This window comes from Variovorax sp. GW531-E2 (genome assembly GCF_059423125.1).
In genome coordinates, this window is record NZ_JBWKXQ010000044.1 from 25,666 (window position 1) to 52,402 (window position 26,737).

Consider the following 26,737-nt stretch of genomic DNA (forward strand, 5'->3'; position numbering starts at 1 on the left):
CATGCGCCCCTCCGGACATTTGCCTTCAAATGTAAAGAAAACTTTTGGTTGCCTCGGCGCGGTCTTCAATGATCTAATCCCGCCCACGAAGGGGAGTAGCTCCCGATCGCTGTCCCCGGGCAGCGTGAATCGTCAGGTCGTCAATACGAAGCACAACACTTCCGGCCTGTCGGGCGACACACGCGCGGACGCAGGTCGGCGCGCTTGCTGTTGTCGAGCGAGACCTTCGATTTGAACCTGCGCAGGTTTGGTCGAAGCGTTCGCAAGTCCCCGGTGTCACCCGGCCTTCGCTCCCCCGCTTTCGACCGCACCCGTGCAGGGTGAATCGAAACGCATCGGCATGCCGCTGCCCGTCGTGGTCCCCATCAGGGAGCTGCGGGCGTGGCGCCAAGACAAAGAGGAATCTATGGAACAGTTCATGGCCCCGGAATTCTGGGTCGCAGTCGGTCAGATCATCATGATCGACATTCTTTTGGGCGGCGACAACGCCGTCGTCATCGCGCTGGCCTGCCGCAAGCTGCCGCCCGCGCAACGCACCCAGGGCATCCTGTGGGGTACCGCCGGCGCCATCGTGCTGCGCGTGATCCTGATCTTCTTCGCGCTCACGCTGCTCGCGATTCCGTTCCTGAAGCTGGTGGGCGCAATCCTGCTGCTGTGGATCGGCGTGAAACTGCTGGCCCCCGACCATGACGACGCGCACGGCAACATCGCCGGCAGCGACCGCCTCTGGGGCGCCGTGAAGACCGTGATCGTGGCCGACCTGGTCATGAGCGTGGACAACGTGATCGCCATCGCCGGTGCCGCACAAGGCGCGGGCGACGGCCACCAGATGCCGCTGGTGATCTTCGGCCTGCTCGTGAGCATCCCGATCATCGTCTGGGGCAGCCAGCTGGTCATCAAGCTGATGGACCGCTTCCCGATGATCATCACACTGGGCGGCATGCTGCTGGGCTGGATCGCCGGCACCATGGCCGTGTCCGACCCGGCCCTGGCGAACCCCGCCAACTGGACCTGGGTGCCGAAGGTGCCGCAGACCGACACCATCAAGTACGCCGCCGGCATCATCGGTGCGCTGCTGGTGCTGGCCATCGGCAAGTGGGTGGCTTCGCGCAAGCCGGCTCCCGCCACCCCGGCCCACTGAGCGTTCGTTGAACGATAAACGCCCCGCACTGAAACTTCTTGCATCAATCCGGTCTCTGTCACTCTAACTATCAAAGGAGAGCACTCATGGAAAAGATCATTCTTTACGTCGACGACGCCGTCTATGCCAGCGAGCAGTTCGCCGAACTGGCGCCGGATGCCGACAACGTCGTGGCGCGCCATTGGGTGCTCGTGGCCTGCGCGCCGCGCATGACACACCGGATCAGCAAGTGGGTGAGCCACAGCGCGCGCGAGAACTGGCGCGCCAAGTGGTTCAGCAAGGTGCAGGCGCAGATGCTGCCGCTGCTCGAACGCAACGGCGGCCAGGTGACGGCGGTGCTGGCCAAGGGCCCGCTGACCGACCTGACGCAGCAACTCAAGCGCGAGCACGCGGCCACCCACGTGGTCGATGCGCGCCGCCCGAAGATCGGCGTCGACCTGGAACCGGTCACGCCCGACCAGACCCCGCCCAAGCAATCGGGCTGGGCCTTTCCCGGCGCCGTGATGGGCATGGGCGCGCTGCTGGTACTGGCCAACGAGCTGGCCGAGTAAGCCTGATCAGGGCCGCACGCCCTCCCGAACCGACACAAGCCCCGCTGCGGCAACGCAGCGGGGCTTGTTCTTTTGTGCGGGCCCGTGGGGTATCCTGCGGCGCATGCGCATCCTCCTCAAATGGCTGCTCAGCGCCGTCGCGCTGCTCGCGGTCGCCTACCTCTACAGCGGCGTCCAGGTCCAGAGTTTCGGTTCGGCACTGCTCGCGGCGGCCGTGATCGGCCTGCTCAACATGGTCGTGCGGCCGGTGCTGGTGATCCTGACGCTGCCGGTCACCATCGTCACGCTCGGGCTGTTCCTGTTCGTGATCAACGCCCTGCTGTTCTGGGCCGCCTCGGGCCTGCTCGGCGGCTTCCATGTGAACGGCTTCCTCGCCGCGCTGCTGGGCTCGCTGATCTACTCACTGCTCGGGCTGCTCATCGAAAGCGCACTGGGCGGGCTGCTGTCCTCCCGGCGCTGAGCGCCGCCCCTCGACACTTCACTACTTCAGCGGCGGCTCCTCGGCCTGCTGCTTGACCAGCACGTCGACGGCGCGTGCGCGCGTGTCGATGATCGATGCCTCGTAGTGGTCGATGGGCGCACCCGACTTGCGGACCAGCTCCTGCGCCGCCTTGAAGCGGTCGCGCGCCGCCGGGTAGTCGAGGATCGCCACGTTGGCCTCGGCGTCGGCACGAATGGCGCGCAGCGTGTCGTTCTGCGCCCCGTACAAATTGGCCAGCGTGCGCCAGGCCGTGGCATCGCGCGGATGAACGGCCACCCAGTCGCGCAGCACGGGCACCATCGGCGCGGGCTGGCGCTGGGCGATCGCCGCTTCGGCCGCGAGGATCATCTCGGGCCGCTCCTTCGACTTGGCGTCGAGCAGTGCCGCCGCGCGAGAGGCGCCACCGGCCGCGAGTTCGATCTCGGCCTGCAGCCAGCGCGCCTGCTTGCTTGCGGCCGCATCGTCGGCCGTGCGCACCACGAGCCGCTCGGCCAGCGCGCGCGCCGCCTTGAAATCGCGCAGCTCCTTGGCCGCCATCGCCGCCGCGTAGAGCGTGCCCGCCTGCTGGGCCGGTGAACTGCCCGCGAACTCGCCGCTCGAGGCCGCATTGACCCACAGCCGCAGCACGTCGACGCCCGGGCGCGTCAGCACGCGGGCGCGCGAGGCGACCATCGCGTGGTCCATGACCAGCGGCACCACCGGCGGTGCGGCGTCGGCGCGGAACTGGAACCGCCCTTGCATGTCCGAGATGCGCTCGGTCGTCAGCGGGTGGCTGCGCAGGTACGGGTACGAGCCGTTATCGTTCAGGCGCGAGGCGTACTGCAGCTTCTCGAACATCGCCGCGGCGCCCTGCGGCGCAAAGCCCGCCTGCGTCATCACGCCGAAGCCGATGCGGTCGGCCTCGCGCTCCATGTCGCGCGAGAAGCTCAGCTGGTTCTGCATGAACAGCGCCTGGCTGCCCATGATCACGGCTTGGCCGGCGTCGGAATTGCGGCTCTTGCTGGCGGCGATCATCCCGAGGATCAGGCCGGCGATCATCAGGGGCATCTGCTTGCCCTGCTTGCTCATGATGCGCGAGATGTGGCGCTGCGTGACGTGCGACAGCTCGTGCCCGAGCACCGTCGCCAGCTCGTCGCGGCTGCCGACCGCGGCCAGCAGCCCAAGGTTCAGCCCGAGGTAGCCGCCGGGCAGCGCGAAGGCGTTGATGTTGCGGTCGCGCCCCAGCAGGATGGTCCAGGCAAAGCGCTCATCGAGCTCCGGCGTGAGCTCGCCGCGCGCGCGCGCGGCGGCCAGCAGGCGCTGCCAGATGTCCTGCACGTAGGCGGCGATCACCGGGTCGTCGATGTAGTCGGTGTCGCGGTACAGCTCGCGCACGATCTGGTCGCCCAGTCGGCGCTCGGCGCTGGCCGTCATCTCGCCGCCGTCACCGAGGCCCGGCAGGATCTGCTGCACCTGCGCCAGCGCGGGGGCCGGCAGCAGCACCTGGGAAGCTATCAAAAAGGTAGCACACACCGCATGCCGGAGGGGCGTCGGGCGGGTTTTCTTGTGGGAAGAGGGAGTCAAGCGCGGCATTCCTCGTCTGTGGCTCGGGCTCGTATGATGCATCTTCAAAACGAACGTTCACCGATGAGCACCCTCACCCATTTTGACGCCCAGGGCCAGGCCCACATGGTCGACGTGGCGGCCAAGCCTGCCACCCACCGCGTGGCCGTGGCCACCGGCCGCATCGAGATGCAGCCTGCGACGCTGGCGTTGATCGAATCGGGCACCGCCAAGAAGGGCGACGTGCTGGGCATCGCGCGCATCGCCGGCATCCAGGCGGCCAAGAAGACCAGCGACCTGATCCCGCTGTGCCACCCGCTCGCGCTGACCCGCGTGGCCGTGGCCTTCGCGCTCGCCGAGGGCGGCCAGGCGCCGCAGGTGGCCTGCACCGCGACCGTCGAGACCGTCGGCCCGACCGGCGTGGAAATGGAAGCCCTGACCGCCGTGCAGGTCGCGCTGCTCACCATCTACGACATGTGCAAGGCCGTCGACCGCGGGATGCGGATCACCGACGTGCATGTGCTGGAGAAGCACGGCGGGAAGTCGGGCAGCTACGTCGCGACGGCGGGTTGAAATCCAGCGGCTATAGCTCGGGCGCGTCGTCCGGGCGGTTGTCCAGCCAGCGGGCGAACGCGGCTGGAAACGCTACACGGAAGCGCTCGGCCAGCGCGTGCGCTTCGGCATCGCGGCCCAGCAACTCGGCGCTTTCAATCAACTTCGTGATGACACGCGGCTCGGGCGAAAAATGCAGCACGCGCCCGGCCAGTTCGTGCATGTGCGCCGCATTCGCCGGGGTGACGGCCGTGAGCGTCACCTCGGCGAAATCCACCTGGCGTGAGAACAGCAACGAGCCCTGGAGCTTGGCGAGCGTGTCGTCGCGGTAGGCCGACATGCGGGCGTCGCGCGGCAGGTAGATCTGGCTGATGCGGGTGTAGTCCCAGGCGGCGTAGCCGATGAGGGCGATCCAGGCTGCGGCGGCGGCGAATGCGGCGCGCTTTCTGCCGCTCGGTTCCGGGCACTTGGACGATGCCGGCCACAGGATGCCGAGGCACAGGCCGAACACCAGCTGGAACGGGCCGTACCAGAGCGGATACTCGAGCAGGCTGTGCAACAGGATGACGCCGAGCAGGCCCCACGCCATCAGCCGCAAGGGATCGCGCTCGCGCCACGGCTTTGCCGCCCCCACCATCCACAGAAATCCGCCGCAGATCAGCAGCGCCGCCGGAATGCCCAGCTCCACCGCGAGGTGCAGCGGCAGGTTGTGGGCGTTGTCGAGGATCACGGGGAAACGCGGGCCGTTGTACAGCGTGGCGAAGTGGGCGAAGCTGAGTTCGCCCCAGCCCCAGCCGGTGAGGGGGCGCTGAGCGATCAGGGTCAGGACGTTCTGCCAGAGGACGACGCGGCTGTCGGTAGTAACGGCGGCGGGCTGCAGGCGGTGGAGCATGCCGGTGCCGGAGGCGACCGCGTGGCCAGCGTCACCGCCGCTGGCCAGGTACGGCAGCAGCCAATGAAATGCAGCATACAAGGGGATCGCGCCGAGCAGGACCCACGGTGCAGGAAGACCGAAACGCTCGCTCTGCGGGCCTCTTGGCGATCCGCGGCGCTCCCGCCAGGCCGCGACGGCGGCGATGCCGGTGATCGACAGCAGTTGCAGCAAGCCCGTGCGGGACACTGACGCCGCCACGGCTGCAACCAGCAGAACGGCGGCGACACCCAACGCCCAGTCGGCGCGTCGAGATCGCCGCGACGCATACAGCCATAGCGCCGCGACCAAGGCCAGGTTGATCAGCGTCGCGAACTGGTTGCGCTGGCGAAGATTCCCCCAGGCACGTCCTTCGGAGGGAGAGGTGGTCAGGTGACCAAGAAACTCCGCCCAGCCGTAGTACTGGAGCAGGCCAAGGACCGCGGTCAGCGAGCCTGCGACGAGCAGGCCCACCGCCACTGAACGGGCATGCGGCCCTTGACCGCTGACCGCCCCCGCGCCAATAGAGGCTGCAGCGCCTATTCCCACGAACACGCCCAATGTGGGCCACAGGATCGCGGTGACTCGGCCCGCGTCTGACAGCACGACGAAGAACGCACTTGCGGCCACCCAGATCCACATCTTTCGTTGCAGAGGGGCTGTTGGCATCAGCACCAGCAGTCCTGCAAGGCATGCCCCTGTGACGAACGACTGCCAAGTATTGACTGAGGGTCCCGCGACCAACGGGCTCAAGAAAGGGAATGCCACCAGCCCCGCAAGCATCACGAGACTTGCGCGGTCGGCCACAGGTGCGGGGGCGCAGGCAATGTCAACGGTCATCCGTTGACATTGTGCCCTTGGCCCGAATTTCCGAACGGCGGCCCGGTCGGGCCAGAGAGCAACGCCCGACAACCCTGCCGGCGACAGCTCGCCGTACCGGCAGGATCTCAGAACGGTGGCGAAACCACCGGCCTCCAGGCGCGGCGCCAGACCTTGGGCGCCGAGCAGCCGTCACCGGCCTTCTGCGTGCCGCCCACCCCGGTCAGATAGCCAGTCTCGTTGGTGCAATCGACATCGGGCCTCAGGTCCGGCCGGCCTTCGTTCGGCTGGCCGATCATGTTGCGCGAACTCACGTTGCCACGTGTGAAGCCACCAGCAGGAATGGAGACGATCGAATAGAAATCGAAGCTGCCGTTGGAATCGACGTCGAAGGAATACTTGTTCTTGCCCGTCAGCGCGTCGAGCACGTAAATGATGTTGGGCAGGCTGCCAGTGGCCGTGCAGGACTCGAGGCCCAGGTTCCGGTCTTCCGGCAGGAATGACGTGATCATCACGCTGCTGCCCAGGTTGGCCAGGTCGCCCACAACGCGTTCACCATTGGCCATGGCCCCGGTGTAGTTGATCACCCCCAGATTCAGCAACCACCCCTTTTTGGTTTTCCAGTCCACGGGGTTGGCGCTGACCTGGTAGAAATTCTTGCCATTCTCGATGCCGGTTCCCAGTTTCGCCGATCCCATGTCGATGGTTTGCGCCACCAGATCCGTGAGCACGACCTTGTTGAAGCCCGTCTTGTCGTTGCCCCCGATCGGCGTCTGGTCCCAGATGCCGTAGATGGCCTGCTTTGTTGCAGGCGTCGTCAGGTCGTCCTCGTCCAACAGGATGCCGGTGCCCACCACCACGATGGCGCCGCACTGCGACGTGGTGCTGTACGTGCAGGCGCTCGCGTCGCCGGGGTGGACCTGCCATGTCGGCGCCGCATAGATGGGCTGCGTCTTGCCACCCGGCGTGGTGAACAGCGGCCGGTCATAGGACACCACGAACTTCGAACTACGCAGGTCGAAACGCCACAGATTGCCGTTGGCGTCACCGGCATAGGCGGCAACGATCTTGCGGGTGGTGTCCCGCACGGCGACTACACCGCCCAGGCCGCGGTTGCCGCCGGTGACGGCGTTGCCAAACGCGGCTGGCAGCGGGATGAATTTCTTGAGTTTTCCGGTGATCGCCTCCACCACGTACAGCCCGACCTGCTTACCCGTCGCCGGGTAGTGGCCGCTGCCCGTCAGCACAACCCAAGTGCCGTCGTCCAGCTGACCTGCGGTGGGGTTGTTGGTCACATTGGTCAGGTTGTCGTATCCCTCGGTCTTGTTGTTCAATTCCCAGAGAAAGTGATCCTTGGTCGGGGTCCGGTTCCCCGAGTTCATGGGTGACTCCAAGCCATACATGAAGCTGCCCGCGCGCCCACCCGTGCCGAACACCAGTTGGCGCCATGCGGCGGCTCCGCCCGCAGGGGTCAGGTTGTTCGTGTCGTACACGTCGTGCTCCACCAATGGCCCATCAAGCGTGTAGCGGAAGCGGAAATTCGAGTTGGCCAGATCGATCTGTGAGGCCATGGCCCCCTTGGGCATGAATTCGGCCAGTTCCGTACCGGCCGGAATGCCCGACAGCGTGGTGTCGTTCTTGGCGGCGTTCAGCACATGGACCTTGCCGTTGTTGGTGGCCGCAAAGATGGTCGGAGGCAGCGATGTCTTGTTGCCCTTATAGGCGGCATAGGTGTCCTTGCCATCGACCGAGCCATAGATGTTGTAGCCCATGTCGATACGTCCACCCACGAACACCGGCGGCGAATTGACCGAGGCGCCGATCGGCTGCTTGCGTGAGCGATAGACGGTGTTGTTGATGTCCTTCTGCGGGTCCTCACCCAACAGGTAGCGGATGAAGCTGCTGTCGGTTTTTTGCAGGTTGTCCGCATTCAACAGCGCCTTGAAGTCGAGCGGCAAATTATTCAGCGTCGTGTTGTAGTTCAGCTCCACACGCTTGGTGGCGAGTTTGCTGGGCGCATTGGCGTCGTAGTCCGACAGGGAAAAAATCTTCCGGCTCGTCAGGGCCGGCATCTTGGCATTGGCGGACCATGCGGGAACTGCCTTGCCGGACGAATCCACAGAAAGATAGCCGCCGCTGGCATTCAGCTGGAAAGCCTTGATGTCACCGCTGTTGTCGGCCGTTTGATATTCCGTCGTGTACTTGTATTGGTTTTCCAGTGTCTGGAATTCGCTGCTGTTGCCTGACACGGCCACACCGGCATCGTTGCCCGAACCCACCATGCTGCTGAGCGCATTGTCGAGAGCTTGGCGAACATCTTCGCCCGAATAGACGCTGTACGCGCGACCACCACCAGTGAAGCCGGCGCGGATGAAGTCATCGACGCGCCGGGCATCGGCCGCACTGCCAGAGGTCGAGTTCAAATCGCCAGATGCCCACTTGGGACGCGTTGTTGAATTACCGGCAAGCCAATCGTTGTTGTATGCATTGATTTGTGCCCAGGTCAAACCGTTGGCCGTTCCAGACTCCCCCGACGGCGTCAACCCCCAGCCAATCGTGAAGGTTGTCATGTTCTGCCAGAAAGTGGGGTTGTGCTGGCCTTCAATGGGAGGGACGTTATTAGGCAGCGTGTCAGAGAAGTCCGTGCGCCAGAAGTAACGGGCCGTCAGGTCGGCGAAACCGTAGCTGCTGGCCTCTCCATCGCTGTAAGGGATGTAGAGATTGCGGGCTGCGAGCTTGGTTGCCAGATTGGTATTGGTATTGCTGGACCCCGTGGCTCCGCTCGGATTGAATTGAAGCGCGGCGGGGTTGCCAGACGGATTTCCGCTGTAATTCGTGCCTTGCGTGCTGGCATATTTGATATCGGCGTTTTTTGTGGTTGCAGAATTCCACGCGCCATCGGACAACACGATCGAGTAAGCACGCCGGCAGCTCAGATCGTTGGTTGCACTGGTTTCACCCGTGCTCGTCGGATCATTTTTCCAGGGATTTCCGTAAGTCGATTTGACGTCACCATTGTAATAGCTGGCTGCGAGGGACAACGTATTATGGCTTGGCGTTCCTTGAGCCGGAATGATTCCATAGATCCAGTTGTAGAACTGTGTTTTCCACTTCTTATTGGCATCATCCTTGTCGTCGCTGAAATACCGAACACCTCGTACGATGCTGGTTGCCGTTCCGCTTTTTTCGGTTGCCGTGTTGGTGTAGTTGTATTGAACATATCCCACACGAAACTTGTTGTCATAGTTTTGCATCGCCTGACCCACGGCCGTACTGACCGCGAGGGTGCGAGTGCGATACCAGCGATACCAATTGAGAATGTTTTGAAGTTCTTTTGCCTTGGTGCACTCGGTCGCATTTGCTCCGCAATCTGTGCGCTTGTGCCCGGTGGGCAACGTCACGCCGCCTGATGTCGGAGTGATATCTGTCGTGGTATTGGAGGAGCAGCTGGTGTTCGTGCATCGAACATAGGAAAATTTCGCATCACTGTCTATGCTGCCCGCCGTCGTGTACGTGACATAGGACGGGACGTAATTATCGTCATTGATCGTGTAATCGATGCCCGGCGCCGAATATGTAAATTTTCTGGATGATTGGTTGTCTATGAAAACAAGCGGATTGACTTCTGCGACACCGTTTGAATTGACTCGAGGCGAATAAGTAATCGAAGGGTTGTAGTACTGCGTGTTGACGCTGCTCGATCGCATGCGATACCACGCGTAATCACACGAACTGCCTTTGCATCTTTCAGGCATCGAATACCCTTCCTGGTATTCGTACGCCATCGATCCTGAATTGTCCAGTACGAACATCAGGTTGGGCTTGGCGCCCGGCACTGCACTGAACAATGGCGCTTGGCTGGGCGAGCCGGCAGCAAACGCGCCGACCGCAGGAAAAGCTGCAACAACGAGCGCAGCGATCAAGCGGTGCGCGATCCGTCGAAAAGCTTGCCACGCGTAGGTGGTCGGTGCAAAGGTCTGGAATGCATTGTTCATCGCGATTTCCCCGGGCGATCTGGTACTTCTTCAAAGGTGCCGTGAGGCCGGTGACGTGGTGCGACGCTCGTGGCGCGCAACCAACCGGATCTCAGGCACTGCTATTTGTTTGAGCGAACCGTTGCGTTCGCTATTTCCAGCAATCCGCAACGTCGATGCCCGTGGCTGGGCTCGCTACCCCCTTCACGCCTTGGCTGTTCAGGGTCAACGTGCCGCACTTGTCTGCGCTCATGCTGCCGGTGCGGGTGGCCTTGAGGGTGTAGCTGTGCGTGGTGTCGGGCGCGAATACGGCAATGGTGTAGTTGGCGGTGCCCGTCTTGGGCGAATTGCGCAGGTGCTCGGGAAGCATGCTGACGTTGCCATTCTTCTGTTCAACCTCAGCGGCGCTGCTCCCCCCCGTGCTGACGGTGTAGCGGTCATTGGCCGAGTAATAGCGCTGCATGAACTGCGCGGCTTCCATCAGGATGGCCTGAGCTTCAGCACGCTTGGAACGGCGCACGTACTCCTGATAGCTCGGCAACGCGACGGCCGCGAGGATGGCAACGATCGCGACGACGATCATGACTTCGATCAACGTGAAGCCGCGACGGTGCCTGCGGGAATCGAAAGATGGGTGTGTCATGGCGGAAATAGGCGGGTGCATGGGAATCAACTGCTACGCGACAGCACGGACTGCATCCACGATTCGGCGCCCCGGACGGATTTCCCGGTCGCGTCGTCGAACTTGGCGTTGTTGGCGAAGCCCCGCGCGGTGATCAGGTAACCCGTGAGCTTGGGCGTGGATGTGCTTTCGATCTTCTGGATGAGGCAGCGTGGTTCGATGTCCAACTGCGCAGAGTCGATGTCTGAGCCGGACGGTTTCTTGTTGTAGTAGTCCGCCGGAAGTTTGATCACCTTGTTGCCAGTCCAGCTGGCACTCTTGCGCCACTCCGCGTCGGGATCGAACTCCGACCCGATGGTGGTGGTGATGATCCTGCCGCGCAGGCCTTGGGTGGCCGTGCCGTACTCCGTGTAATCCTTGCCGTCGCCATCGAAGATGGCCACCTGTTCGCAAAAGCGCAACGCGGTTTCTGCAGCCTCGCGGGCCACTTCAGCCGAGCGGATGCCGTTGATGCTGCGCTCGCTCTGGGTCGCATTGCGGATCGCGAAAGTGCCCAGCAGCGACATGATCACGATCAGGATCAGGGTGATGACCAGCACTGCGCCGCGTTCTTGCCGGAAAGGGGTGTGTCCCGAGAAGCTGCACGGGCCACGATGGTTGGAGGGCATGGTGCTCATTGGATGATCAGGCGGTTTCTCAGCAGCACCGTGGTGATGTAGGCCCTGCGCAGATAGCCATCGTTGTTCGTGACGTCAACGTTGCTGCAGTTCTTGTAAGACGTCCCACCGGCGGGCACGTCCTTCACGGTCCGATCGCTGCGCATGAGCAGGCACACACGCACGCTCAACACTCGGCTCCAGCGGTCTTCAGTGAGATCGGGAAGGACACCGCTGCTGGCCAATGCGTCAACCCCCGAAGCATCCAGGTATTTGACGATCTGGTGCCGCATGGGGTCGTAGGTAGAGGCAAGTTCGGCGCTGGGGCGATTGGCCACCCCGTAGAGGATCTGCATGTCTTCGACATTGGCCAGCAATGGCTGCGCGGCGCCGATGGCGTTGGCTGTGGCGCTGCTTTTCTCCGATCCGCGGCAGGACAGCATGGGCTGCGTACTCGCGTCAGTCACCGAGTAGCGGTTGTCTGCCAGGGTGTAGTTTGGCGCTGCAGACGCGGGCGTCGGGGGTGGGGCCACCTGCGAGGGGGTCGCCTCGAGGATGCCGGTGCCCACGCAATTTGTCGCCAACGGCGTGCTGTCGGTCGAGGGCGTCGTGTTGTCCGTGGTGGCCTCGTACCGGATGGCAATGGCGTCGCTGCCACCGCCCGGTTTGCACGCCAGGCTGCCAAAGGCGCCCGCAGCGGTGGCATCGGTAAAGCCACCGTCGCACCCACGCACAGCCGGACCCGCGTAGTTGCCCATCACAGTGGCACCGCTGCCTGGAATGATCTGCCGTGAGTAACCGGCTTGCTTGAGTTGCTGCTGGATCAGGTTGAGCGCGAGGATGCCGTCCTCGTTCATCTGCGTTTCGACCTGGGACATCTGGCTGCCCCGACTGGATGCGACATAGATCGAGAGGCTGGACGCCAGAATCACCAGCCCGAGCGTCAGCGCGATCAGCAATTCGAGCAGGGTGAAGCCGGCGATGTGCTGCCGGCGCGCACGGGGCGAGAAGGTTGCGGTGTTTCTCATAGCGTGACCCGGAAATACATGCAGGTCAGCGAAGCCTCGGTCGTCTCGGAAATGTTGGCGCCCTTGGGACACGGCTGCGACTGACGAAAGCCATCGCCCTCCTGGATCGAGGTCCAGATCAACCAGATGTTCAGCACGCGGGTGGCTGGCAGGCCGTTCACGCCCGCCGGTGCGTCCGTCAGGTCTGCGGTGACGTAGGCGGTGCCGCCCGGCAACCGATTGGCGACGTTGGTGAGCCACTGGGACTTGTCGTAGTTCGCAATGGCCGCGCCGCAGGTATTGATGGGATTCGTGGGGTTGGAGGTGTCGACCTGGCAACTGGCCGGTGCCTCCGTGGGGTCGGTCGTAGCGGCCGAACGCGTGCTGGCGGTGTACGCCGTGGTGTTGGCGTAGTTCGCAAAGCCGGAGAGATTGGCTCGGGCGCGCTCCGTGTAGTCGGTCACCAGGCTCAAGCCGGTGGCCCGCATGCGGGAGAACTGGTTGTACTTGATGGCCGAAGACGTGAGCCCCGCCATGCCGAACAGGGCAACGGCCAGGATGACGATGGCCACCAGCACCTCGATGAGGGTGGCGCCTCGTTGTCTGTTGTGGGTTTTCATGTCCGTGAAGAGAGGGCGGGGCTGTCCAGGTACAGCCGAGCTGTCGGGCGACCTCATCCCTCGTTGCTATCGCAGTCGGTCGCGTTCGCTACGTAGCGGACACGACCAGGCTTGGTGATGCAGAGGGCCTTGCGCGCCCACGGCGTGGCGCTGGCACTGCTGAAACCGGTGGCGTCGATGTCGATGCCGTTGGCAGCGCCGTTCAGCAGACCGTTGGGCATGAAGACAAAGCGCCCTGCGGTCTTGAGCTTGATGGACGCGATGCCGGAGGGCTCCACCTGACGAAGCAACAGTTCATCGCCGTTCGTCGAAGAAAAGTCGTTGTTGGCGTCGCGATCGTTGTTGACGAACACGATCCAGCCGCTGGCGTAGCCTTTGGCGCCCGCGGCGGTCTCACAGGCGGTGGCGGTGCTGGACGCTACCCGGCACACGACGACCGGGCGCCCACGTGCAATGGCCTCGGTGCGCGCAATGCGCAGCGAGCCGGTCAGGGCGTTGACGGTATTGGAAGCACGCCACTGGTTGACGAAGCGCGACATCGAAGGGGCGGCAATGCCGAGCAGGATCGCCAAAATGGAGAGCGTGACCAACAGTTCGATGGCTGTCAGACCGCGTTGGCGACGCGAGGGCTGAAGACCAAGGCATGCCGCGCACAAAAGTCCACGCCATTCGTGGTCAACAGCTTGATCAGCCGGCCGAAGGAGTTTTTGCACTTATTTGAAAATGTGTCTTGATGTGACTTTTGATGCTATGCGATGCATTCGATCAACAAATGCCGCACGTCGCGCAACAACAACCGCTTGGCGGCATTCAACAAATTCGAATAACTCAGGTCAAATGCCAGCTGTCCCGCTGGTCTTGGCCTGCCTGCCAAAACCAATAGGGGCGCCTCAGCCCAGTTCAAACCCTGCGCGCAGCCGAGCCACACCGCCCGGTATCGCGTAGACGCAAAAAAGCCGCCCGAAGGCGGCCTTTCTAGATGCTGTCTGCCTTACTTGCAGGAGCCTGGCAGGTACTTCTGAATTGCGGGAGTTGCCCCAGCGCACTTCCATTCGGAAATTTGCTTGCCTTGGTCCGCATTTGCCGCGGCCAGGGTCAGCTTTGAGCCAGCGGCACCGCCGCCCGTGCCAACCCAGGGAGTCAGCGTCAAAACGTCAGCAGCCACGAAAGCGGTCGCTTGGCCCAGCGCGGTGAAGTTCGGGGTAACAGTGATGACGCCTTCCGCGTCGGTGGCAATCGACTTCACCATCTTGGTCGGGTCGGTAGCTTCACAGCCCCAGGGGGTCGCTCCGATGCTGGTCACGCCCATGGATTGAACGGCCTCGCTGATGGTGGTGCGGCATTGCGATGCGGCCAGGACCACTTCAGACATGCGGGCCTTAACCGTGTAGTCCTTATATGCCGGCAGAGCCACGGCGGCCAAGATGCCGATGATCGCCACAACGATCATCAATTCGATGAGGGTGAAGCCGGCTTGTGCGCGGCGAGCGAGAGTGCGACGGTTCATTCGATTAACTCCAGGTTGGTTTGTAGAGCCCGGGAACCAGCCCGGAGCGGGGTAACTTCCGCAGCATCCGTGCCACCCGGCTTCCCCACCCTGCGACCCCCGTTCGGGCCGTCTTTGGTCACAAGATGGTTACATGATGTGACACAACTCGCACTCAGATGCCAATTGTGTCGACAAATTTGTCATGCCCGACCGGCCCCGGTCAGAAGGTCAGCACCCCGTTCGCCTTGAGCCAGCGGATGTCCCGCTGCGCCAAGCCCGCCACCTCGCGCCCCGCCAGCATCTCGATCTGGCTCATGATTTCTTCGGTCTCTGCCGGCTTGGTGTGGGTGATGTAGATCGGATATTGCTTGTCCGGATCGATCTGCGCCAGCTCGTGCGCCAGCGCCACCGGCGACAGGTGCAGGCTGCGCTCGGCCAAAGCCTCCTCGCGGGAGCTGAAGGCGGTCTCGATGACCAGCATCGCCACGTCGATCGCGTTGATCCGCTCCCAGAAGGGCGGGTTGCGCTCGGTGTCGCCGCTGAAAACCCAGTGGGCGCCGCCTTCCGCCCGGCGGATGGCGAAGCCGCAGGCCGGCACGGTGTGGACGGCCGGCAGCACCTCGATCAGCTTGGGGGCGTCGCTGCCCAGCTCGAGGCGCTGCCCGACCGTGATCTCGTGAAAGCTCACGAACGGCGATTCGGGGCTGGGAATGCGTTCGAAATTCGGCCAGATGACATTGTTGAACACATGCGCCCGCAGCGCGTCGATGGTGGCCGCCAGGGCATGCACGCGCAGGGGCCGGGTGCGGCGGCTGCCGACGGCGTCGAGCATCAGGGGCAGGGCGGCGATGTGGTCGAGGTGCGAGTGGGTGAGCACCACGTCGTCGATGGCGGCCATCTCGTCGAGGGTGAGGTCGCCGACGCCCGTGCCGGCGTCCACGAGCAGGTCCGCATCGACCAGGAACGAGGTGGTGCGGCAGTCCTTGGCGATGGCGCCCGAGCAACCCAGCACGCGAACCTGCATTGTGGAAGACCCCTTGTATGCGTCTGTCGTCATTTGGTGTCGAACCGGGTGGCGCCGTCCCAGTCCGGGTCTTGCGGGCGAAGCGCCATCGAGGCTAAACGCTGGGCGTAGAGCTGGTAAAGGACTTTTTTCGCATCCGCGGCGAGCAGGGGAGCCAGCAAGTTCCGGCCCAGCGCCCAATCCTGGCGGCGGTAGGCGGCGAGCACCTGGCTCCAGCAGTCGAGTTGCTGCCGTGTGTCCTGCGCCTCGGCCGCAGCTTCCGGCACGAGCGGGGTGTAGATGGCGACAGCCTGGGCCTTGCCCTTGACGCGCACGCTGTCGAGTTCCTGCCAGACGAAGCCGGGCGCCGCCTCGCGGGTGGCGCCGCTGGCCACGATCTCGACCCCGTAGTGCCCGCTCAGGCCCTCGAGCCGGGATGCGAGATTGACCGCGTCGCCGACCACGGTATAGCTGCGGCGCGCGGTCGAGCCCATGTCGCCGACGCTCATGAGCCCGCTGTTCAGGCCGATGCCCGCGCTGATTTCGGGGCGGCCGTTGGCGCGGTGCTGGCGGTTGATGTCGTGCACGGCGGCCGCCATGTCGATCGCCGCCTGCACCGCGAGCGCGGCATGGCCGGGGGTGTCGATGGGTGCGCCCCAGAAGGCCATGACGCAGTCGCCCATGTATTTGTCGACGGTGCCGCGGTGCGCGCTGATCACCTCGGTGAGCCGGCTGAAGACGGTGTTCAGGAAGGCCTGCAGCTCGGCCGGCGCCATCTGCTCGGACAGCCGGGTGAAGTCGCGCATGTCGCAGAACATCACGGTCATTTCCTTGCTCTCGGCGCGCATGCTGTAGCGGCCAGGGCGCACGAGCATTTCGTCGACCAGCTGCGGCGGCACGTAGGTGCCGAAGAGCCGCACCAGCCCGCGCCGCGCGCGCGATTCGACGAAGTAGCCCCAGCTCATGTTGAGCGCGAAGGCCAGCGCCACCATGACGAGCGCCGACGCCAACGGGAGCACGAGGCTGTGGCCGACGTAGAGCCAGGTGTTGAGGCCGACCAGCGCGGCGACCACGCCCGCGCCGAGCAGCACGGCGCGCGATGCGGACAGCAGCGACAGCCCGAACGCGAGCAGCAGCCCCGCCGCCAGCACGGTCAGCACTTCATAACCCGGCGCGTAGTCGGGCACGGCCAGCAGGCGCCGGTCGAGCAAGCCCGAGACGATGTTGGCGTGCACTTCGACGCCCGGGAACGCCGCGCCGACCGGGGTGGCGCGCAGGTCCTGCAGGCCGGGCGCGGTGGCGCCGAGCAGCACGATCTTGTCCTTGAGTTCGCCCGGCGCCAGCCGGCCCTCGAGCACGTCGGCAGCGGCCACGTAGCGGAACGACCCTGCGCGCGGCCCGCCGGGGCCGCGGAACGGCACCTGCAGGCTGGCACTCTGGTCGACCGGGATGCGCAGCGACCCCAGCACCAGCGCCTGCAGGCGCGGAAAGTTGCCGTCGCCGGCCACGAGCGCCGGCCGCACGGGCGGCGAGCCGTTCGCCAGCCGGTACACCGCCAGCGCCAGCGACTCGTAGTGCCCGGGCGACGCATGCTCGCCTTCGTAGCGGGCGATGAGCGGCACGCTGCGGATCACGCCGTCGTCGCTGCCGTCACCGACCAGGGTATTCAGGAACCCCGCGACCGGCGCCGCGCGCCCCAGCACCGGCAGGCTGGCGCCGAAGCCGTTCCAGAGCGTGACGAAGGAAGCATGGGGCGGAAAGGCGTCGGGCGGCAGCACGGGCGTCGCCGGCAGCAGCCCCTTGGCGCTGGGCTGTTCGGTGCGCGTGAAGTAGTAGCCGAGCGCCACGGGCTGGCCACGCAGGGCCTGGGCCAGTGTGGCGTCGTGGTCGAGGGTGGGCGCGAGCTGGTCGATTTCGGCAGCGAGGCCCGGCACGCCACTCAATGGCCCGGCTGCGATCTCCTTCAGGCGCCCGAGGCCGGAGCTGCGATCGGGCTCGAGAAACATCACGTCGAAACCGAGCACGGCCACGTGCTGGCGGGCCAGCAGTTCCGTCGTGAGGCTGGCGATCTTGTCGCGCGGCCAGGGCCACTGGCCCTCGCGCGCCAGGCTGGCGTCGTCGACGTCGACGATCACGACCCGCGTGTCGGGCGTGCCCGGCATGGTGGCGCGCAGGCGGGCGTCGTAGATCAGGTGGTCCAGATGCTCGATCACACCCAGCCGCCAAACGCCGGTGGCATGGAGCAGCGCCAGCACCACCGGCAGCAGCGTGATGGCGATGCGCGGCCAGTGCCGCCGCAATGCGCTCATGGCTGGTCAGCCTTGGACAACAAATGCCTGTCGGCGAAAAAACGGGGGGCGGAGCGGGGCGCCGGAAGCGGCTCAGATCCGGACGAACTGCATGCGCGAGGCGCCGCCGAGTTCGAGCACGTCGCCTTCCTGCAGCGCGACGGCTTCGGCGCCCAGCGGGGCGCCGTTGAGCGTGACGCTGCCGACAACGGTGGCCGCCACGTAGCCCTGGCGGCGGCGGGTGACGACGGCCACGGCGACGCCGGGCTTGCCGATGGTGGTGACCACCTTCTGCAGCGGGACGTCCTGGCCTTCGTTGGCGCCCGAGAGCACGCGCAGCACGGGCACGCCCAGCTCGACCAGTGCGCCCGATTCGGTGGGCGCCGACGAGAGCGGCATCGGCGCCGAATACTCGGAGAGCGAGGCCCGCACGGAGCCGGGGCCGGCCATGAGGTTGCTGTGCGAACGGAAATGGATGCGGCAGCCGCCGACCTCGATGACGTCGTTGTCCTGGAGCGCCTGCTTCTGGACGGCCAGCGCATTGACGTAGGTGCCGTTGGTGCTGTTGAGATCTTCAATTTCGACTTCGCCGCCGCTCATGTGCAGCACGGCATGCTCGCCGCTGACGGCGAGATTGTCGATCACGATGTCGTTGTAGGCGCGCCGGCCCAACGTCGTGCGGTTCTTGGCGAGCGCCACTTGGCCGATGACGACGCCATCGACCGAAATGATCATCTTCGGCATGGCCGATTACTCCCCGTTTGCAAAGATCCAGCACCGTCAGGCGGCGCAAACGGTCCGCCGCCTGGGTTGGCTGCTACATGGCCCCGCGGGTCGCTTCGCTGACGCCCGCCTTGGCCAGAACAACTGAAATGTTATCCCGTCCGCCATTGTCGTTTGAAATTGCAACCAAAAGTGAAGCCATCTCCTTCAGCCCCAGATCACGGCTCAAAAGCGTGAAAAGCTGCGCATCCGGCACCATCTCGCTGAGCCCGTCGGAGCACAGCATGTACAGGTCGCCCGGCCTGGCGCTGTGCTCGTGCATCTCCAGCAACACCTGGGCTTCCACGCCCACGGCCCGCGTCACGAGGTTGCGGGTGGGGGAGTTCAGGGCCTCTTCGGGCGTGATGGCGCCCGCGTCGAGTTGCTGCTGGCGCAGCGAATGGTCGCGCGTGAGCTGCTCCAGCTTGTTGTTGCGCAGGCGGTAGCAGCGCGAATCGCCGATGTGGCCGACGACCACGCGCTGGGGGCGGAACGCCGCCAGCACCAGGGTCGTGCCCATGCCTCGCAGTTCTTCGTGGGTGATGCCCGCCTGGAGGATGGCGCCGTTGGCCTCGTCGGTGGCCGCCTGCAGCGCACGCCGGACCACGCGGGCGGGCGCCTGCATGCCGGCCTGGGCGAACCAGCGGCCGAAGCTCGCGTGCATCAGCGAAATGGCCATGGCACTGGCCACCTCGCCGCCCTTGTAGCCGCCCATGCCGTCGGCCAGCAGCGCCAGGCCGAGGGCCGGGTCGACGTGCACAGCGTCTTCGTTGTGAGCGCGCAGGCGCCCGACATCGGTCAGCGCCGCAAACTCCCAGCTAAGCGCCGGTCGACTGGAGAAAAGGGAAACGCCAACACCTGCCATCGTTTGTCAGCGCTCGCTTTTTGAAGGGATCAGTGCGCAGCAGCGCGTGCGCGCCGTTGCAGGAAGCGGCCCAGGGCCACGACGAGCACCGCGCCGGCGATCGCGCCCGCGTAGTGCATCCAGGGGTTGGCTGCCAGCGCCTCGTGCAGCGACACGTCGCTCACGATGGTCTCGCCGCCGACCCAGCCGATCAGCGCGGCACCCAGCATGACGATGATCGGGAAGCGTTCCATGAGCTTGATCATGAGCGTGCTGCCGAAAATCACCAAGGGGATGCTGATGGCCAGACCCAACACCAGCAGCACCATGCTGCCTTGCGCGGCGGCCGCCACGGCGATCACGTTGTCCAGGCTCATCACCAGGTCGGCCAGCAGGATGGTCCGCACGGCCGCGAACATGCTGCCGTATTCCTTGGACTCGCCGTCGCCTTCGTCTTCCTCGCTGAGCAGCTGCAGGCCGATCCACAGCAGCAGGGCGCCGCCGATGATCTGCAGGTAGGGCAGCGCCAACAGCTTGGCCGCCACCACCGTCAGCACGATGCGCAGCACCACGGCCGCGCCCGAGCCGAACAGCACGGCTTTTTTCTGTTGCGCGGGCGGCAGCGATCGCGCCGCCATGGCGATCACGACGGCGTTGTCGCCCGAGAGGATGATGTTGATCCAGACGATCTTGATCAGACCGATCCAGAAGTCCGTGCTTTGAAGAAGTTCCATGTCTCTGATTCCACTGTGTTGTAGTTAAAAAAGCGCCCGCAACTCAATGCGGGCGCTTTTTCATTTCTGCGTGGTAATGCGAGCGGCGGGAATGCCGCCAGCGGTGGGTGTGCTTTTTACAGCTTGCCCTTGAGCAGCTTGGCCAGCTCCGAGAAGTTGCGCGTCACGGTGAAGCCGCACTCTTCCATGATGGCGAGCTTGGCTTCGGCCGTGTCGGCGCCGCCCGAGATCAGCGCGCCGGCGTGGCCCATGCGCTTGCCGGGAGGGGCGGTGACACCGGCGATGAAGCCGACGACCGGCTTCTTCATGTTGTCCTTGCACCAGCGGGCTGCGTCAGCCTCGTCGGGGCCGCCGATTTCGCCGATCATGATGACGGCGTCGGTGTCCGGATCGTCATTGAAAGCCTTCATCACGTCGATGTGCTTCAGGCCGTTGATCGGGTCGCCGCCGATGCCGACTGCCGACGATTGGCCCAGGCCGATTTCCGTCAGTTGAGCCACGGCTTCGTACGTCAGCGTGCCCGAGCGCGAGACCACGCCGATGCGGCCCTTGCGGTGGATGTGGCCGGGCATGATGCCGATCTTGATTTCGTCGGGCGTGATGAGGCCAGGGCAGTTCGGGCCCAGCAGCAAGGTCTTCTTGCCGCCGGCCGCTTCCTTGGCCTTCATCTTGTTGCGCACTTCGAGCATGTCCCGAACCGGGATGCCTTCGGTGATGCAGATCGCCATGTCCAGGTCGGCTTCGACAGCTTCCCAGATGGCGGCCGCGGCGCCTGCCGGCGGCACGTAGATCACCGACACGGTGGCGCCGGTCTGCGTGGCGGCTTCCTTCACCGAACCGAAGATCGGGATGTTGAAGATCGACTCGCCGGCCTTCTTCGGGTTCACGCCCGCCACGAAGGCGTTCTTGCCGTTCGCGTATTCCTGGCACTTCTCGGTGTGGAACTGACCGGTCTTGCCGGTGATGCCTTGCGTGATGACTTTGGTGTCTTTGTTGATGTAGATCGACATGACTTGTTCCTTAGGCCTTCTTGACTGCTGCCACGACCTTCTGGGCCGCGTCCGCCATGGTGTCGGCGCTGATGATCGGCAGGCCCGACTCGGCCAGCAGCTTCTTGCCTTCGACTTCGTTGGTGCCCTTCATGCGCACGACCAGCGGCACTTGCAGGTTCACGGCCTTGCAGGCTGCGATCACGCCGGTGGCGATGGTGTCGCACTTCATGATGCCGCCGAAGATGTTCACGAGGATGGCCTCCACGTTCTTGTTCTTCAGCATGATCTTGAAGGCTTCCGTGACCTTCTCGGGGGTGGCACCGCCGCCCACGTCCAGGAAGTTGGCCGGCTCGCCGCCGAACAGCTTGATGGTGTCCATGGTGGCCATGGCCAGGCCGGCGCCGTTCACCAGGCAGCCGATGTTGCCGTCCAGCGAGATGTAGGCGAGGTCGAACTTCGAGGCCTCGACTTCGGCCGCGTCTTCTTCGTCCAGGTCGCGCAGGGCCACGATTTCGGGGTGGCGGAACAGCGCGTTGCTGTCGAAGTTGAACTTGGCGTCCAGGGCGACGACGTTGCCCTTGCTGTCACGGTTGAGCGGGTTGATCTCGACCAGCGAGGCGTCCGTCTCCATGTAGCAGGTGTAGAGCTTCTTCAGGATGTCGACCGTCTGGGCGGTCGAATCGGCCGGCATGCCGATGCCGTCGGCAATTTCCTTGGCTTGCGCGTCGGTCAGGCCGTCCTTGGGGTCGGCGTAGACCGTGATGATCTTCTCGGGGGTGGAATGGGCCACTTCCTCGATGTCCATGCCGCCTTCGCTCGAAGCGATGAACGCCACCTTCTGGGTGGCGCGGTCGGTCACGGCCGAAATGTAGTATTCCTTGTTGATGTCGGCGCCGTCTTCGATGTAGAGGCGACGCACCTTCTGGCCTTCAGGGCCGGTCTGGTGGGTCTTGAGCTGCATGCCGAGGATCTCGCCAGCCAGCTTCTTGACGTCTTCGATCGACTTGGCGACCTTGACGCCGCCGCCCTTGCCGCGGCCACCCGCGTGGATCTGGGCCTTGACGACCCAGACCGGGCCTCCAAGCTTCTGGGCGGCCTCGACCGCCTCCTGAACCGTATAGGCCGGGATGCCGCGCGGCACCGGCACGCCGAACTTGGCAAGGATTTCCTTGCCTTGGTACTCGTGAATCTTCATGAGGGATGTCTCTCGGAAGGAGGAGGTTGAGAACGGGAGATCGGGAGTGAGACTGTTGTTTCTGCTCTGTTGTTCGCGGGCGACGGCAGCCTGACGGCTGGGGGCGGCGAACAACCGCGGACTGTATCATGGTGCGCCGCACCAATACTTGATGTGCGGTTGCGGTCAATACGTACTTTCTTCTAGCCACCCTACGCATACTCCGATATGGCCAAGGTTTTCATCGACGGCGAAGCCGGCACCACCGGCCTGCAAATTCGCGAGCGGCTGCAGACGATGCCGCAGATCGAGCTCGTGAGCATCGCGCCCGAGCTGCGCAAGGACGTGGCCGCCAAGCGCGAGCTGATGGCCGGCGTCGACCTCGTGGTGCTGTGCCTGCACGACGACGCGGCGCGCGAATCGGTCGCGCTGATCGACCAGCTCCCGGGCAAGAAGCCCAAGATCATCGACGCCTCGACCGCCCACCGCATCGCGCCGGGCTGGGTCTTCGGCTTCCCCGAACTCGTCGAAGGCCACTGGCAGGCCGTGGCCCAGGCCGACCGCGTCGGCAACCCCGGCTGCTACGCCACCGGCGCCATCGCCATGGTGCGCCCGCTGGTCGACGCGGGCCTGCTGCCGGCCGATTTCCCGGTGTCGCTGCCTTCGGTGAGCGGCTATTCGGGCGGCGGCCGGACCATGATCGAGGACTACGAGGCCGGCAAGGCGCCGCTGTTCGAGACCTACGCGCTGGGCCTGAAGCACAAGCACATCCCCGAAATCATGACCTACACCGGCCTCACGCGCCGGCCGGTCTTCATTCCGTCGGTGGGCAATTTCAAGCAGGGCATGCTGGTCCAGCTACCGCTGCACCTCGACCTGCTGCCCGGCAAGCCCAAGGCCGGCGACCTGCAGGACGCCCTGGCCGCCCATTACGCCAAGAGCAACACGCCCGAGCAGTTCGTGAAGGTGCTGCCGCCGACCGACGACGGCAAGCTCGACGCGCTCGCGCTCAACGACACCAACCAGCTGGAGATCCGCGTGTTCCCGAACGAGGACCACCGCCACGCCGTGGTGATCGCACGCCTGGACAACCTGGGCAAGGGCGCCAGCGGCGCCGCGGTGCAGAACCTCAAGCTGATGCTGGCGCTCTGAGCCCCCGCTTCAAGCGCTGATAAGAGAAAGGCCGGCCCGCAAGGACCGGCCTTTTTTGCTTTCAGTCGGCCCGCATCGTGCCCGTGTCGCGGTAGCGCACGTGCCATGAAAACGCCTCTTCGAGCCGGTGCGGCGTGTGGCCGCCGCAGGTCGCCACAGCACGCGTGTAGTAATCCTGCAGCATCGCGCGGTACGGCTCGGCCGCGCAGTTCGCGATGATCGCCGCCGCCCGTTCGCGCGGTGCCAGCCCGCGCAGGTCGGCCAGGCCCACCTCGGTGACCAGGATGTCGACGTCCTGCGGCGCATGGTCCACGTGCGACACCATCGGCACGATGCTCGACACCGCGCCCTGCTTGGCGACCGACTTGGTCGCGAAGATCGACAGGTAGGCGTTGCGCGCGAAGTCGCCCGAGCCGCCGATGCCGTTCATCATGTGCGTGCCCAGCACGTGGGTCGAATTGACGTTGCCGTAGATGTCGGCCTCCAGCGCCGTGTTCAGCGCAATGATGCCCAGGCGCCGGATGATCTCCGGGTGGTTGCTCACCTCCTGCGGCCGCAGCACCAGCCGGTCCTTGTAGCGCGCCAGGTCGCCGAACACCTGCCGCGCCTTCGCGGGCGACAGCGTGATCGACGAGCCCGAGGCGAAGTCGAGCTTGCCGGCGTCGAACAGGTCGAAGGTCGAGTCCTGCAGCACCTCCGAGTACATCGTGAGGTGCTCGAACGGCCCGGCGCCCAGCCCCGACATCACCGCGTTGGCGACCGTGCCGATGCCCGCCTGCAGCGGCAGCAGCCGCTCGGTGAGCCGGCCCTGCGCCACCTCGCGCTCGAAGAACGCCACCAGGTGCGCCGCGATGGCGGCGGTCTCGGCGTCCGCCGGCAGCACGGTGGAGGTGCTGTCGGCCTTGTCGGTGATCACGATGCCCAGGATCTTCTCGGGCGGGATCTCGATGGCGCTGGTGCCGATGCGGTCGTGCGGCGCCACCAGCGGCATCGGCTCGCGCTGCGGGCGGTGCTTGGGAATGAAGATGTCGTGCAGCCCTTCGAGCGCGGTCGACTGCGAGGTGTTGATCTCGACGATCACCTTGTCGGCCAGGATCGCGAAGCTCGCGCTGTTGCCGATCGAGGTGCTCGGCACCAGCGCGCCGGTCTCGGTGATGGCCACCGCCTCGATGATCGCGATGTCGATCGGCGGGATCTGCCGCGTGCGCAGCATCTCGACGGTTTCCGACAGATGGTGGTCGATGAACATCACCTCGCCGCGGTTGATCGCCTGGCGCAGAACGGTGTCGACCTGGAACGGCATGCGCCGACTGATGGCGCCGGCCTCGGTCAGCTGGCGGTCCACGTCGCCGCCGAGCGAGGCGCCGGTCATGAGCGTGATCTTCATCGGCTCGCGGCGCGCGCGGGCCGCGAGCGCCAGCGGGACGGCCTTGGCGTCGCCGGCGCGCGTGAACCCGCTCATGCCGACCACCATGCCGTCGCGGATCCATTCGGCGGCGGCCTCGGCGGTGGTGATCCTGCTGCGCAGGGCGGGCAGGCGGATGCGGTCTTCGTGCGGCATGGGGGACAAAACGTCTTTCTTTCGTCAGGCAGGAAAAGGAAAAGCCGGCACCGCGCGCGCGGCGGGTGTCAGCGCAGGAAGTAGTCGACCGGCACCAGCGGCGCCGGCGCCGGGGCGCCCACCGACTGGCACAGGTCGATCTCGAGCGTGCGGCACAGGGCCTCGAGCGGCAGGTCGTTCGACTCGGTGCCGAAGGGCTCCTCGATCTCGTCGCCGAGCGCGTCCAGGCCGAAGAAGGTGTAGGCCACGATCAGCACCACCACCGGCGTCATGAACCCGACCGAGTCCACCAGCCCGAAGGGCAGCAGGTAGCAGTACAGGTACGCCGTGCGGTGCAGCAGCAGCGTGTACGAGAAGGGAATGGGCGTGCTGAGGATGCGCTCGCACGACGCGGCCGCGGCGCTCAGCGCCGACAGCGTGCCGTCGACGCCCGCCGCCAGCGCCGGATCGATGCGCCGCGCACGCAGCGCTTCGCGCAGGTCGGCGCCCATATGCATCAGCAGCGCATGCGGCCGGTTGGCGACCTGGGTCAGGCCCTGCCACTCCGCTTCGCGCAGGAAGGGCTTTGTGTCGGCGGCGGCATCGGTGCCGCGCAGCTGGTGGCGCAGCGCATGGGCGAAGGCCGCGGCGCGCAAGGTCATGCGCACGCGCAGGTCGTCCAGGCGGCGGACGGTGTCGGCGCCGGCGTTCACCGGCGCATCGCCGTCGATGAGGCTCTGGCACTGACGCGCCAGGTTGCGCGAACGCAGGATCACCTCGCCCCAGAGCTTGCGCGCCTCCCAGAAGCGGTCGTAGGCCGCGGTGTTGCGAAAGCCCAGGAAGATCGCCAGCGGCAGGCCCAGCAGCGCGAAGGGCACGGTGCCGAGCGGAATCTTGATGGAGCCGAAGCGCCCGTGCAGCACCGTGACGACGATCGCCACGATCACGTTGAGCGTCAGCGCCGCGGCGATGCGCGGCAGGACGGAGCCCCGCCAGGACAGAAACAGCTTGAGCCCGGACGGGCGTTTCCGGACGATCATGAAAGCGGGGGGCAGGGGAGACAGGCAGGCATGGAGGCCGCGCACACCGCAAGGCCCGCGCGGGCGCTGATTGTCGCCGAGGCGTCAGCGCGAGGGCGGCGGGGCGCCCCAAGACCAACGAAGACGGTCGGGCTCAGCGCACGAGCCACAGCCCCACGCCCAGCAGGACGGCCTGCGCCACCAGCGCGATGTAGAAGAGCTTGCGCGAGGGCGTCGCCATCTCCTGCAGCACCTCGTGGATGCGGCGCGTGAGCAGGGCGCGCAGGGCAGGGTCTTCGCCCGTCGCCGGCGTCGTCGCACCGTGCGCGGCACGCTCCTGCTGCCACTCGGCCAGCATGTCGCTCAGGGGCAGGCGACCCAGCACGAAGCCGACCACCGCGCGCACGGCCCGGCCTTCGCCGAGCACCGGTGCGAGCTGCTGGCACAGGGCGTCGGGCGACAGCCAGTCGGCCACGCGCTGCAAGCCGCCATGGGTGCGCGGCATGGCTTCGATGCGGCCCGCGATCGCGTCGCCCAGCCGCTGCGACACGGCCTCGCCGCGCGCCGCGACCAGGTGCTGCATCGCGCGGGCGCGGCCCCGCTGCACGCCGAGCAAAAAGTACACACCGACAAACAGCGACAGCAGCACGGCCACCAACAGCGGCGGCGACATGATCAGCGCCAGGATGGCGCCCGCGCCACCGGCGCGCGCCGCCGGGATGCCCGGGCCCTGCAGCTGGCTCAGGTAGTAGAAGAACACGCCGCCGCCGAGAAACAGGCCGATCAGCGCGCCCTTGATGGCCGAGCCGGCGAAGGCGAAGCCGGCCTTGGCGCCGGTGCGAACGAGGGACTGCGGGTGGGCGGG

24 protein-coding genes are annotated in these 26,737 nt (G+C 65.5%); 5 read left to right on the forward strand and 19 right to left on the reverse strand.

Annotated elements, in window-relative coordinates:
• Positions 1-406: 406 nt before the first annotated feature.
• The 3 genes from AC07XP_RS22495 (at position 407) to AC07XP_RS22505 (ending at position 2,152) form a co-directional block, all read left to right on the forward strand.
• Positions 407-1,141, forward strand: coding sequence for a TerC family protein (locus tag AC07XP_RS22495; RefSeq protein WP_062475282.1), 735 nt, complete (start codon positions 407-409; stop codon positions 1,139-1,141).
• A gap of 86 nt (positions 1,142-1,227) precedes the next feature.
• On the forward strand, positions 1,228-1,692 hold the full coding sequence (locus AC07XP_RS22500) for a hypothetical protein (protein WP_062475284.1): 465 nt from the start codon (positions 1,228-1,230) through the stop codon (positions 1,690-1,692).
• A 103-nt stretch (positions 1,693-1,795) separates the two neighbouring features.
• On the forward strand, positions 1,796-2,152 hold the full coding sequence (locus AC07XP_RS22505; RefSeq protein ID WP_095747298.1) for a phage holin family protein: 357 nt from the start codon (positions 1,796-1,798) through the stop codon (positions 2,150-2,152).
• A 21-nt stretch (positions 2,153-2,173) separates the two neighbouring features.
• Here the strand turns inward: AC07XP_RS22505 and AC07XP_RS22510 are convergent, their stop codons facing one another.
• Entirely contained in the window at positions 2,174-3,745 is a 1,572-nt protein-coding gene (locus AC07XP_RS22510) for a M48 family metalloprotease (RefSeq protein ID WP_495265914.1), read from the reverse strand.
• A gap of 54 nt (positions 3,746-3,799) precedes the next feature.
• Here AC07XP_RS22510 and moaC point away from each other — a divergent pair, with 54 nt between their 5' ends.
• Positions 3,800-4,288, forward strand: a complete 489-nt coding sequence (gene moaC, locus AC07XP_RS22515) for a cyclic pyranopterin monophosphate synthase MoaC (protein ID WP_062475294.1) — start codon at positions 3,800-3,802, stop codon at positions 4,286-4,288.
• Positions 4,289-4,298: 10 nt separating this feature from the next.
• Here the strand turns inward: moaC and AC07XP_RS22520 are convergent, their stop codons facing one another.
• The 15 genes from AC07XP_RS22520 to sucC all read right to left on the reverse strand — a co-directional run bounded on the left by AC07XP_RS22520 (position 4,299) and on the right by sucC (position 22,182).
• Entirely contained in the window at positions 4,299-6,017 is a 1,719-nt protein-coding gene (locus tag AC07XP_RS22520) for a PglL family O-oligosaccharyltransferase (RefSeq protein ID WP_495265915.1), read from the reverse strand.
• Between the two features lie 107 nt (positions 6,018-6,124).
• Positions 6,125-9,991, reverse strand: coding sequence for a pilus assembly protein (locus AC07XP_RS22525; protein WP_495265916.1), 3,867 nt, complete (start codon positions 9,989-9,991; stop codon positions 6,125-6,127).
• Positions 9,992-10,121: 130 nt separating this feature from the next.
• Entirely contained in the window at positions 10,122-10,613 is a 492-nt protein-coding gene (locus AC07XP_RS22530; protein WP_235944249.1) for a type IV pilin protein, read from the reverse strand.
• A 26-nt stretch (positions 10,614-10,639) separates the two neighbouring features.
• Positions 10,640-11,269, reverse strand: coding sequence for a pilus assembly PilX family protein (locus AC07XP_RS22535; protein WP_235944250.1), 630 nt, complete (start codon positions 11,267-11,269; stop codon positions 10,640-10,642).
• Positions 11,266-12,276 carry a PilW family protein gene (locus tag AC07XP_RS22540; protein ID WP_159274151.1) on the reverse strand — a complete coding sequence of 337 codons (1,011 nt, stop codon included), beginning with the start codon at positions 12,274-12,276 and terminating at the stop codon, positions 11,266-11,268. The genes AC07XP_RS22535 and AC07XP_RS22540 overlap by 4 nt, the downstream gene beginning before the upstream one ends.
• Positions 12,273-12,875, reverse strand: a complete 603-nt coding sequence (gene pilV / locus AC07XP_RS22545; protein ID WP_307637715.1) for a type IV pilus modification protein PilV — start codon at positions 12,873-12,875, stop codon at positions 12,273-12,275. Before pilV ends, AC07XP_RS22540 begins: the two co-directional genes overlap by 4 nt.
• A 53-nt stretch (positions 12,876-12,928) precedes the next feature.
• Positions 12,929-13,588 (reverse strand): GspH/FimT family pseudopilin, encoded by a 660-nt coding sequence (locus AC07XP_RS22550; protein ID WP_495265917.1) that lies wholly within the window; start codon positions 13,586-13,588, stop codon positions 12,929-12,931.
• Between the two features lie 278 nt (positions 13,589-13,866).
• Positions 13,867-14,382, reverse strand: coding sequence for a pilin (locus tag AC07XP_RS22555; RefSeq protein WP_495265918.1), 516 nt, complete (start codon positions 14,380-14,382; stop codon positions 13,867-13,869).
• A 202-nt stretch (positions 14,383-14,584) separates the two neighbouring features.
• Positions 14,585-15,388, reverse strand: a complete 804-nt coding sequence (locus AC07XP_RS22560; RefSeq protein ID WP_495265925.1) for a 3',5'-cyclic-nucleotide phosphodiesterase — start codon at positions 15,386-15,388, stop codon at positions 14,585-14,587.
• A 29-nt stretch (positions 15,389-15,417) separates the two neighbouring features.
• The gene (locus AC07XP_RS22565) at positions 15,418-17,676 is read right to left on the reverse strand and encodes a CHASE2 domain-containing protein (RefSeq protein WP_495265919.1); all 2,259 of its coding nucleotides are present in this window, start codon (positions 17,674-17,676) and stop codon (positions 15,418-15,420) included.
• A 72-nt stretch (positions 17,677-17,748) separates the two neighbouring features.
• The gene (locus tag AC07XP_RS22570; RefSeq protein WP_095747310.1) at positions 17,749-18,399 is read right to left on the reverse strand and encodes an FHA domain-containing protein; all 651 of its coding nucleotides are present in this window, start codon (positions 18,397-18,399) and stop codon (positions 17,749-17,751) included.
• Positions 18,400-18,472: 73 nt separating this feature from the next.
• Positions 18,473-19,282, reverse strand: a complete 810-nt coding sequence (locus tag AC07XP_RS22575) for a Stp1/IreP family PP2C-type Ser/Thr phosphatase (RefSeq protein WP_070063289.1) — start codon at positions 19,280-19,282, stop codon at positions 18,473-18,475.
• Between the two features lie 29 nt (positions 19,283-19,311).
• A complete protein-coding gene (locus AC07XP_RS22580; RefSeq protein WP_495265920.1) occupies positions 19,312-19,995 on the reverse strand; it encodes a TerC family protein in 684 nt (227 codons plus the stop codon).
• A 116-nt stretch (positions 19,996-20,111) separates the two neighbouring features.
• Positions 20,112-21,005: a succinate--CoA ligase subunit alpha gene (sucD, locus tag AC07XP_RS22585; protein ID WP_056575184.1), complete on the reverse strand. Its 894-nt coding sequence runs from the start codon at positions 21,003-21,005 to the stop codon at positions 20,112-20,114.
• Between the two features lie 10 nt (positions 21,006-21,015).
• Complete coding sequence (gene sucC / locus AC07XP_RS22590) at positions 21,016-22,182, reverse strand: ADP-forming succinate--CoA ligase subunit beta (protein WP_062475330.1); 1,167 nt, start codon at positions 22,180-22,182, stop codon at positions 21,016-21,018.
• 207 nt (positions 22,183-22,389) lie between these two features.
• Here sucC and argC point away from each other — a divergent pair, with 207 nt between their 5' ends.
• The gene (gene argC, locus AC07XP_RS22595) at positions 22,390-23,313 is read left to right on the forward strand and encodes an N-acetyl-gamma-glutamyl-phosphate reductase (RefSeq protein ID WP_095950437.1); all 924 of its coding nucleotides are present in this window, start codon (positions 22,390-22,392) and stop codon (positions 23,311-23,313) included.
• Between the two features lie 61 nt (positions 23,314-23,374).
• Here argC and scpC read toward each other — a convergent pair whose 3' ends face one another.
• The 3 genes from scpC to AC07XP_RS22610 form a co-directional block, all read right to left on the reverse strand.
• The gene (scpC, locus tag AC07XP_RS22600) at positions 23,375-24,874 is read right to left on the reverse strand and encodes a succinyl-CoA:acetate CoA-transferase ScpC (protein ID WP_495265921.1); all 1,500 of its coding nucleotides are present in this window, start codon (positions 24,872-24,874) and stop codon (positions 23,375-23,377) included.
• A gap of 68 nt (positions 24,875-24,942) precedes the next feature.
• On the reverse strand, positions 24,943-25,893 hold the full coding sequence (locus AC07XP_RS22605; RefSeq protein WP_495265922.1) for a bestrophin family protein: 951 nt from the start codon (positions 25,891-25,893) through the stop codon (positions 24,943-24,945).
• Between the two features lie 133 nt (positions 25,894-26,026).
• Positions 26,027-26,737: hypothetical protein (locus AC07XP_RS22610; protein WP_495265923.1), on the reverse strand; the 711-nt coding region annotated here is incomplete at its 5' end.

Excerpts from the sequence above, each read along its gene's own strand:
- AC07XP_RS22495 (WP_062475282.1), top strand. The coding sequence starts at position 407 with ATGGAACAGTTCATGGCCCCGGAATTCTGGGTCGCAGTCGGTCAGATC.
- AC07XP_RS22500 (WP_062475284.1), top strand. The coding sequence starts at position 1,228 with ATGGAAAAGATCATTCTTTACGTCGACGACGCCGTCTATGCCAGCGAG.
- AC07XP_RS22505 (WP_095747298.1), top strand. The coding sequence starts at position 1,796 with ATGCGCATCCTCCTCAAATGGCTGCTCAGCGCCGTCGCGCTGCTCGCG.
- AC07XP_RS22510 (WP_495265914.1), bottom strand. The coding sequence starts at position 3,745 with ATGCCGCGCTTGACTCCCTCTTCCCACAAGAAAACCCGCCCGACGCCC.
- moaC (WP_062475294.1), top strand. The coding sequence starts at position 3,800 with ATGAGCACCCTCACCCATTTTGACGCCCAGGGCCAGGCCCACATGGTC.
- AC07XP_RS22520 (WP_495265915.1), bottom strand. The coding sequence starts at position 6,017 with ATGACCGTTGACATTGCCTGCGCCCCCGCACCTGTGGCCGACCGCGCA.
- AC07XP_RS22525 (WP_495265916.1), bottom strand. The coding sequence starts at position 9,991 with ATGAACAATGCATTCCAGACCTTTGCACCGACCACCTACGCGTGGCAA.
- AC07XP_RS22530 (WP_235944249.1), bottom strand. The coding sequence starts at position 10,613 with ATGACACACCCATCTTTCGATTCCCGCAGGCACCGTCGCGGCTTCACG.
- AC07XP_RS22535 (WP_235944250.1), bottom strand. The coding sequence starts at position 11,269 with ATGAGCACCATGCCCTCCAACCATCGTGGCCCGTGCAGCTTCTCGGGA.
- AC07XP_RS22540 (WP_159274151.1), bottom strand. The coding sequence starts at position 12,276 with ATGAGAAACACCGCAACCTTCTCGCCCCGTGCGCGCCGGCAGCACATC.
- pilV (WP_307637715.1), bottom strand. The coding sequence starts at position 12,875 with ATGAAAACCCACAACAGACAACGAGGCGCCACCCTCATCGAGGTGCTG.
- AC07XP_RS22555 (WP_495265918.1), bottom strand. The coding sequence starts at position 14,382 with ATGAACCGTCGCACTCTCGCTCGCCGCGCACAAGCCGGCTTCACCCTC.
- AC07XP_RS22560 (WP_495265925.1), bottom strand. The coding sequence starts at position 15,388 with ATGCAGGTTCGCGTGCTGGGTTGCTCGGGCGCCATCGCCAAGGACTGC.
- AC07XP_RS22565 (WP_495265919.1), bottom strand. The coding sequence starts at position 17,676 with ATGAGCGCATTGCGGCGGCACTGGCCGCGCATCGCCATCACGCTGCTG.
- AC07XP_RS22570 (WP_095747310.1), bottom strand. The coding sequence starts at position 18,399 with ATGCCGAAGATGATCATTTCGGTCGATGGCGTCGTCATCGGCCAAGTG.
- AC07XP_RS22575 (WP_070063289.1), bottom strand. The coding sequence starts at position 19,282 with ATGGCAGGTGTTGGCGTTTCCCTTTTCTCCAGTCGACCGGCGCTTAGC.
- AC07XP_RS22580 (WP_495265920.1), bottom strand. The coding sequence starts at position 19,995 with ATGGAACTTCTTCAAAGCACGGACTTCTGGATCGGTCTGATCAAGATC.
- sucD (WP_056575184.1), bottom strand. The coding sequence starts at position 21,005 with ATGTCGATCTACATCAACAAAGACACCAAAGTCATCACGCAAGGCATC.
- sucC (WP_062475330.1), bottom strand. The coding sequence starts at position 22,182 with ATGAAGATTCACGAGTACCAAGGCAAGGAAATCCTTGCCAAGTTCGGC.
- argC (WP_095950437.1), top strand. The coding sequence starts at position 22,390 with ATGGCCAAGGTTTTCATCGACGGCGAAGCCGGCACCACCGGCCTGCAA.
- scpC (WP_495265921.1), bottom strand. The coding sequence starts at position 24,874 with ATGCCGCACGAAGACCGCATCCGCCTGCCCGCCCTGCGCAGCAGGATC.
- AC07XP_RS22605 (WP_495265922.1), bottom strand. The coding sequence starts at position 25,893 with ATGATCGTCCGGAAACGCCCGTCCGGGCTCAAGCTGTTTCTGTCCTGG.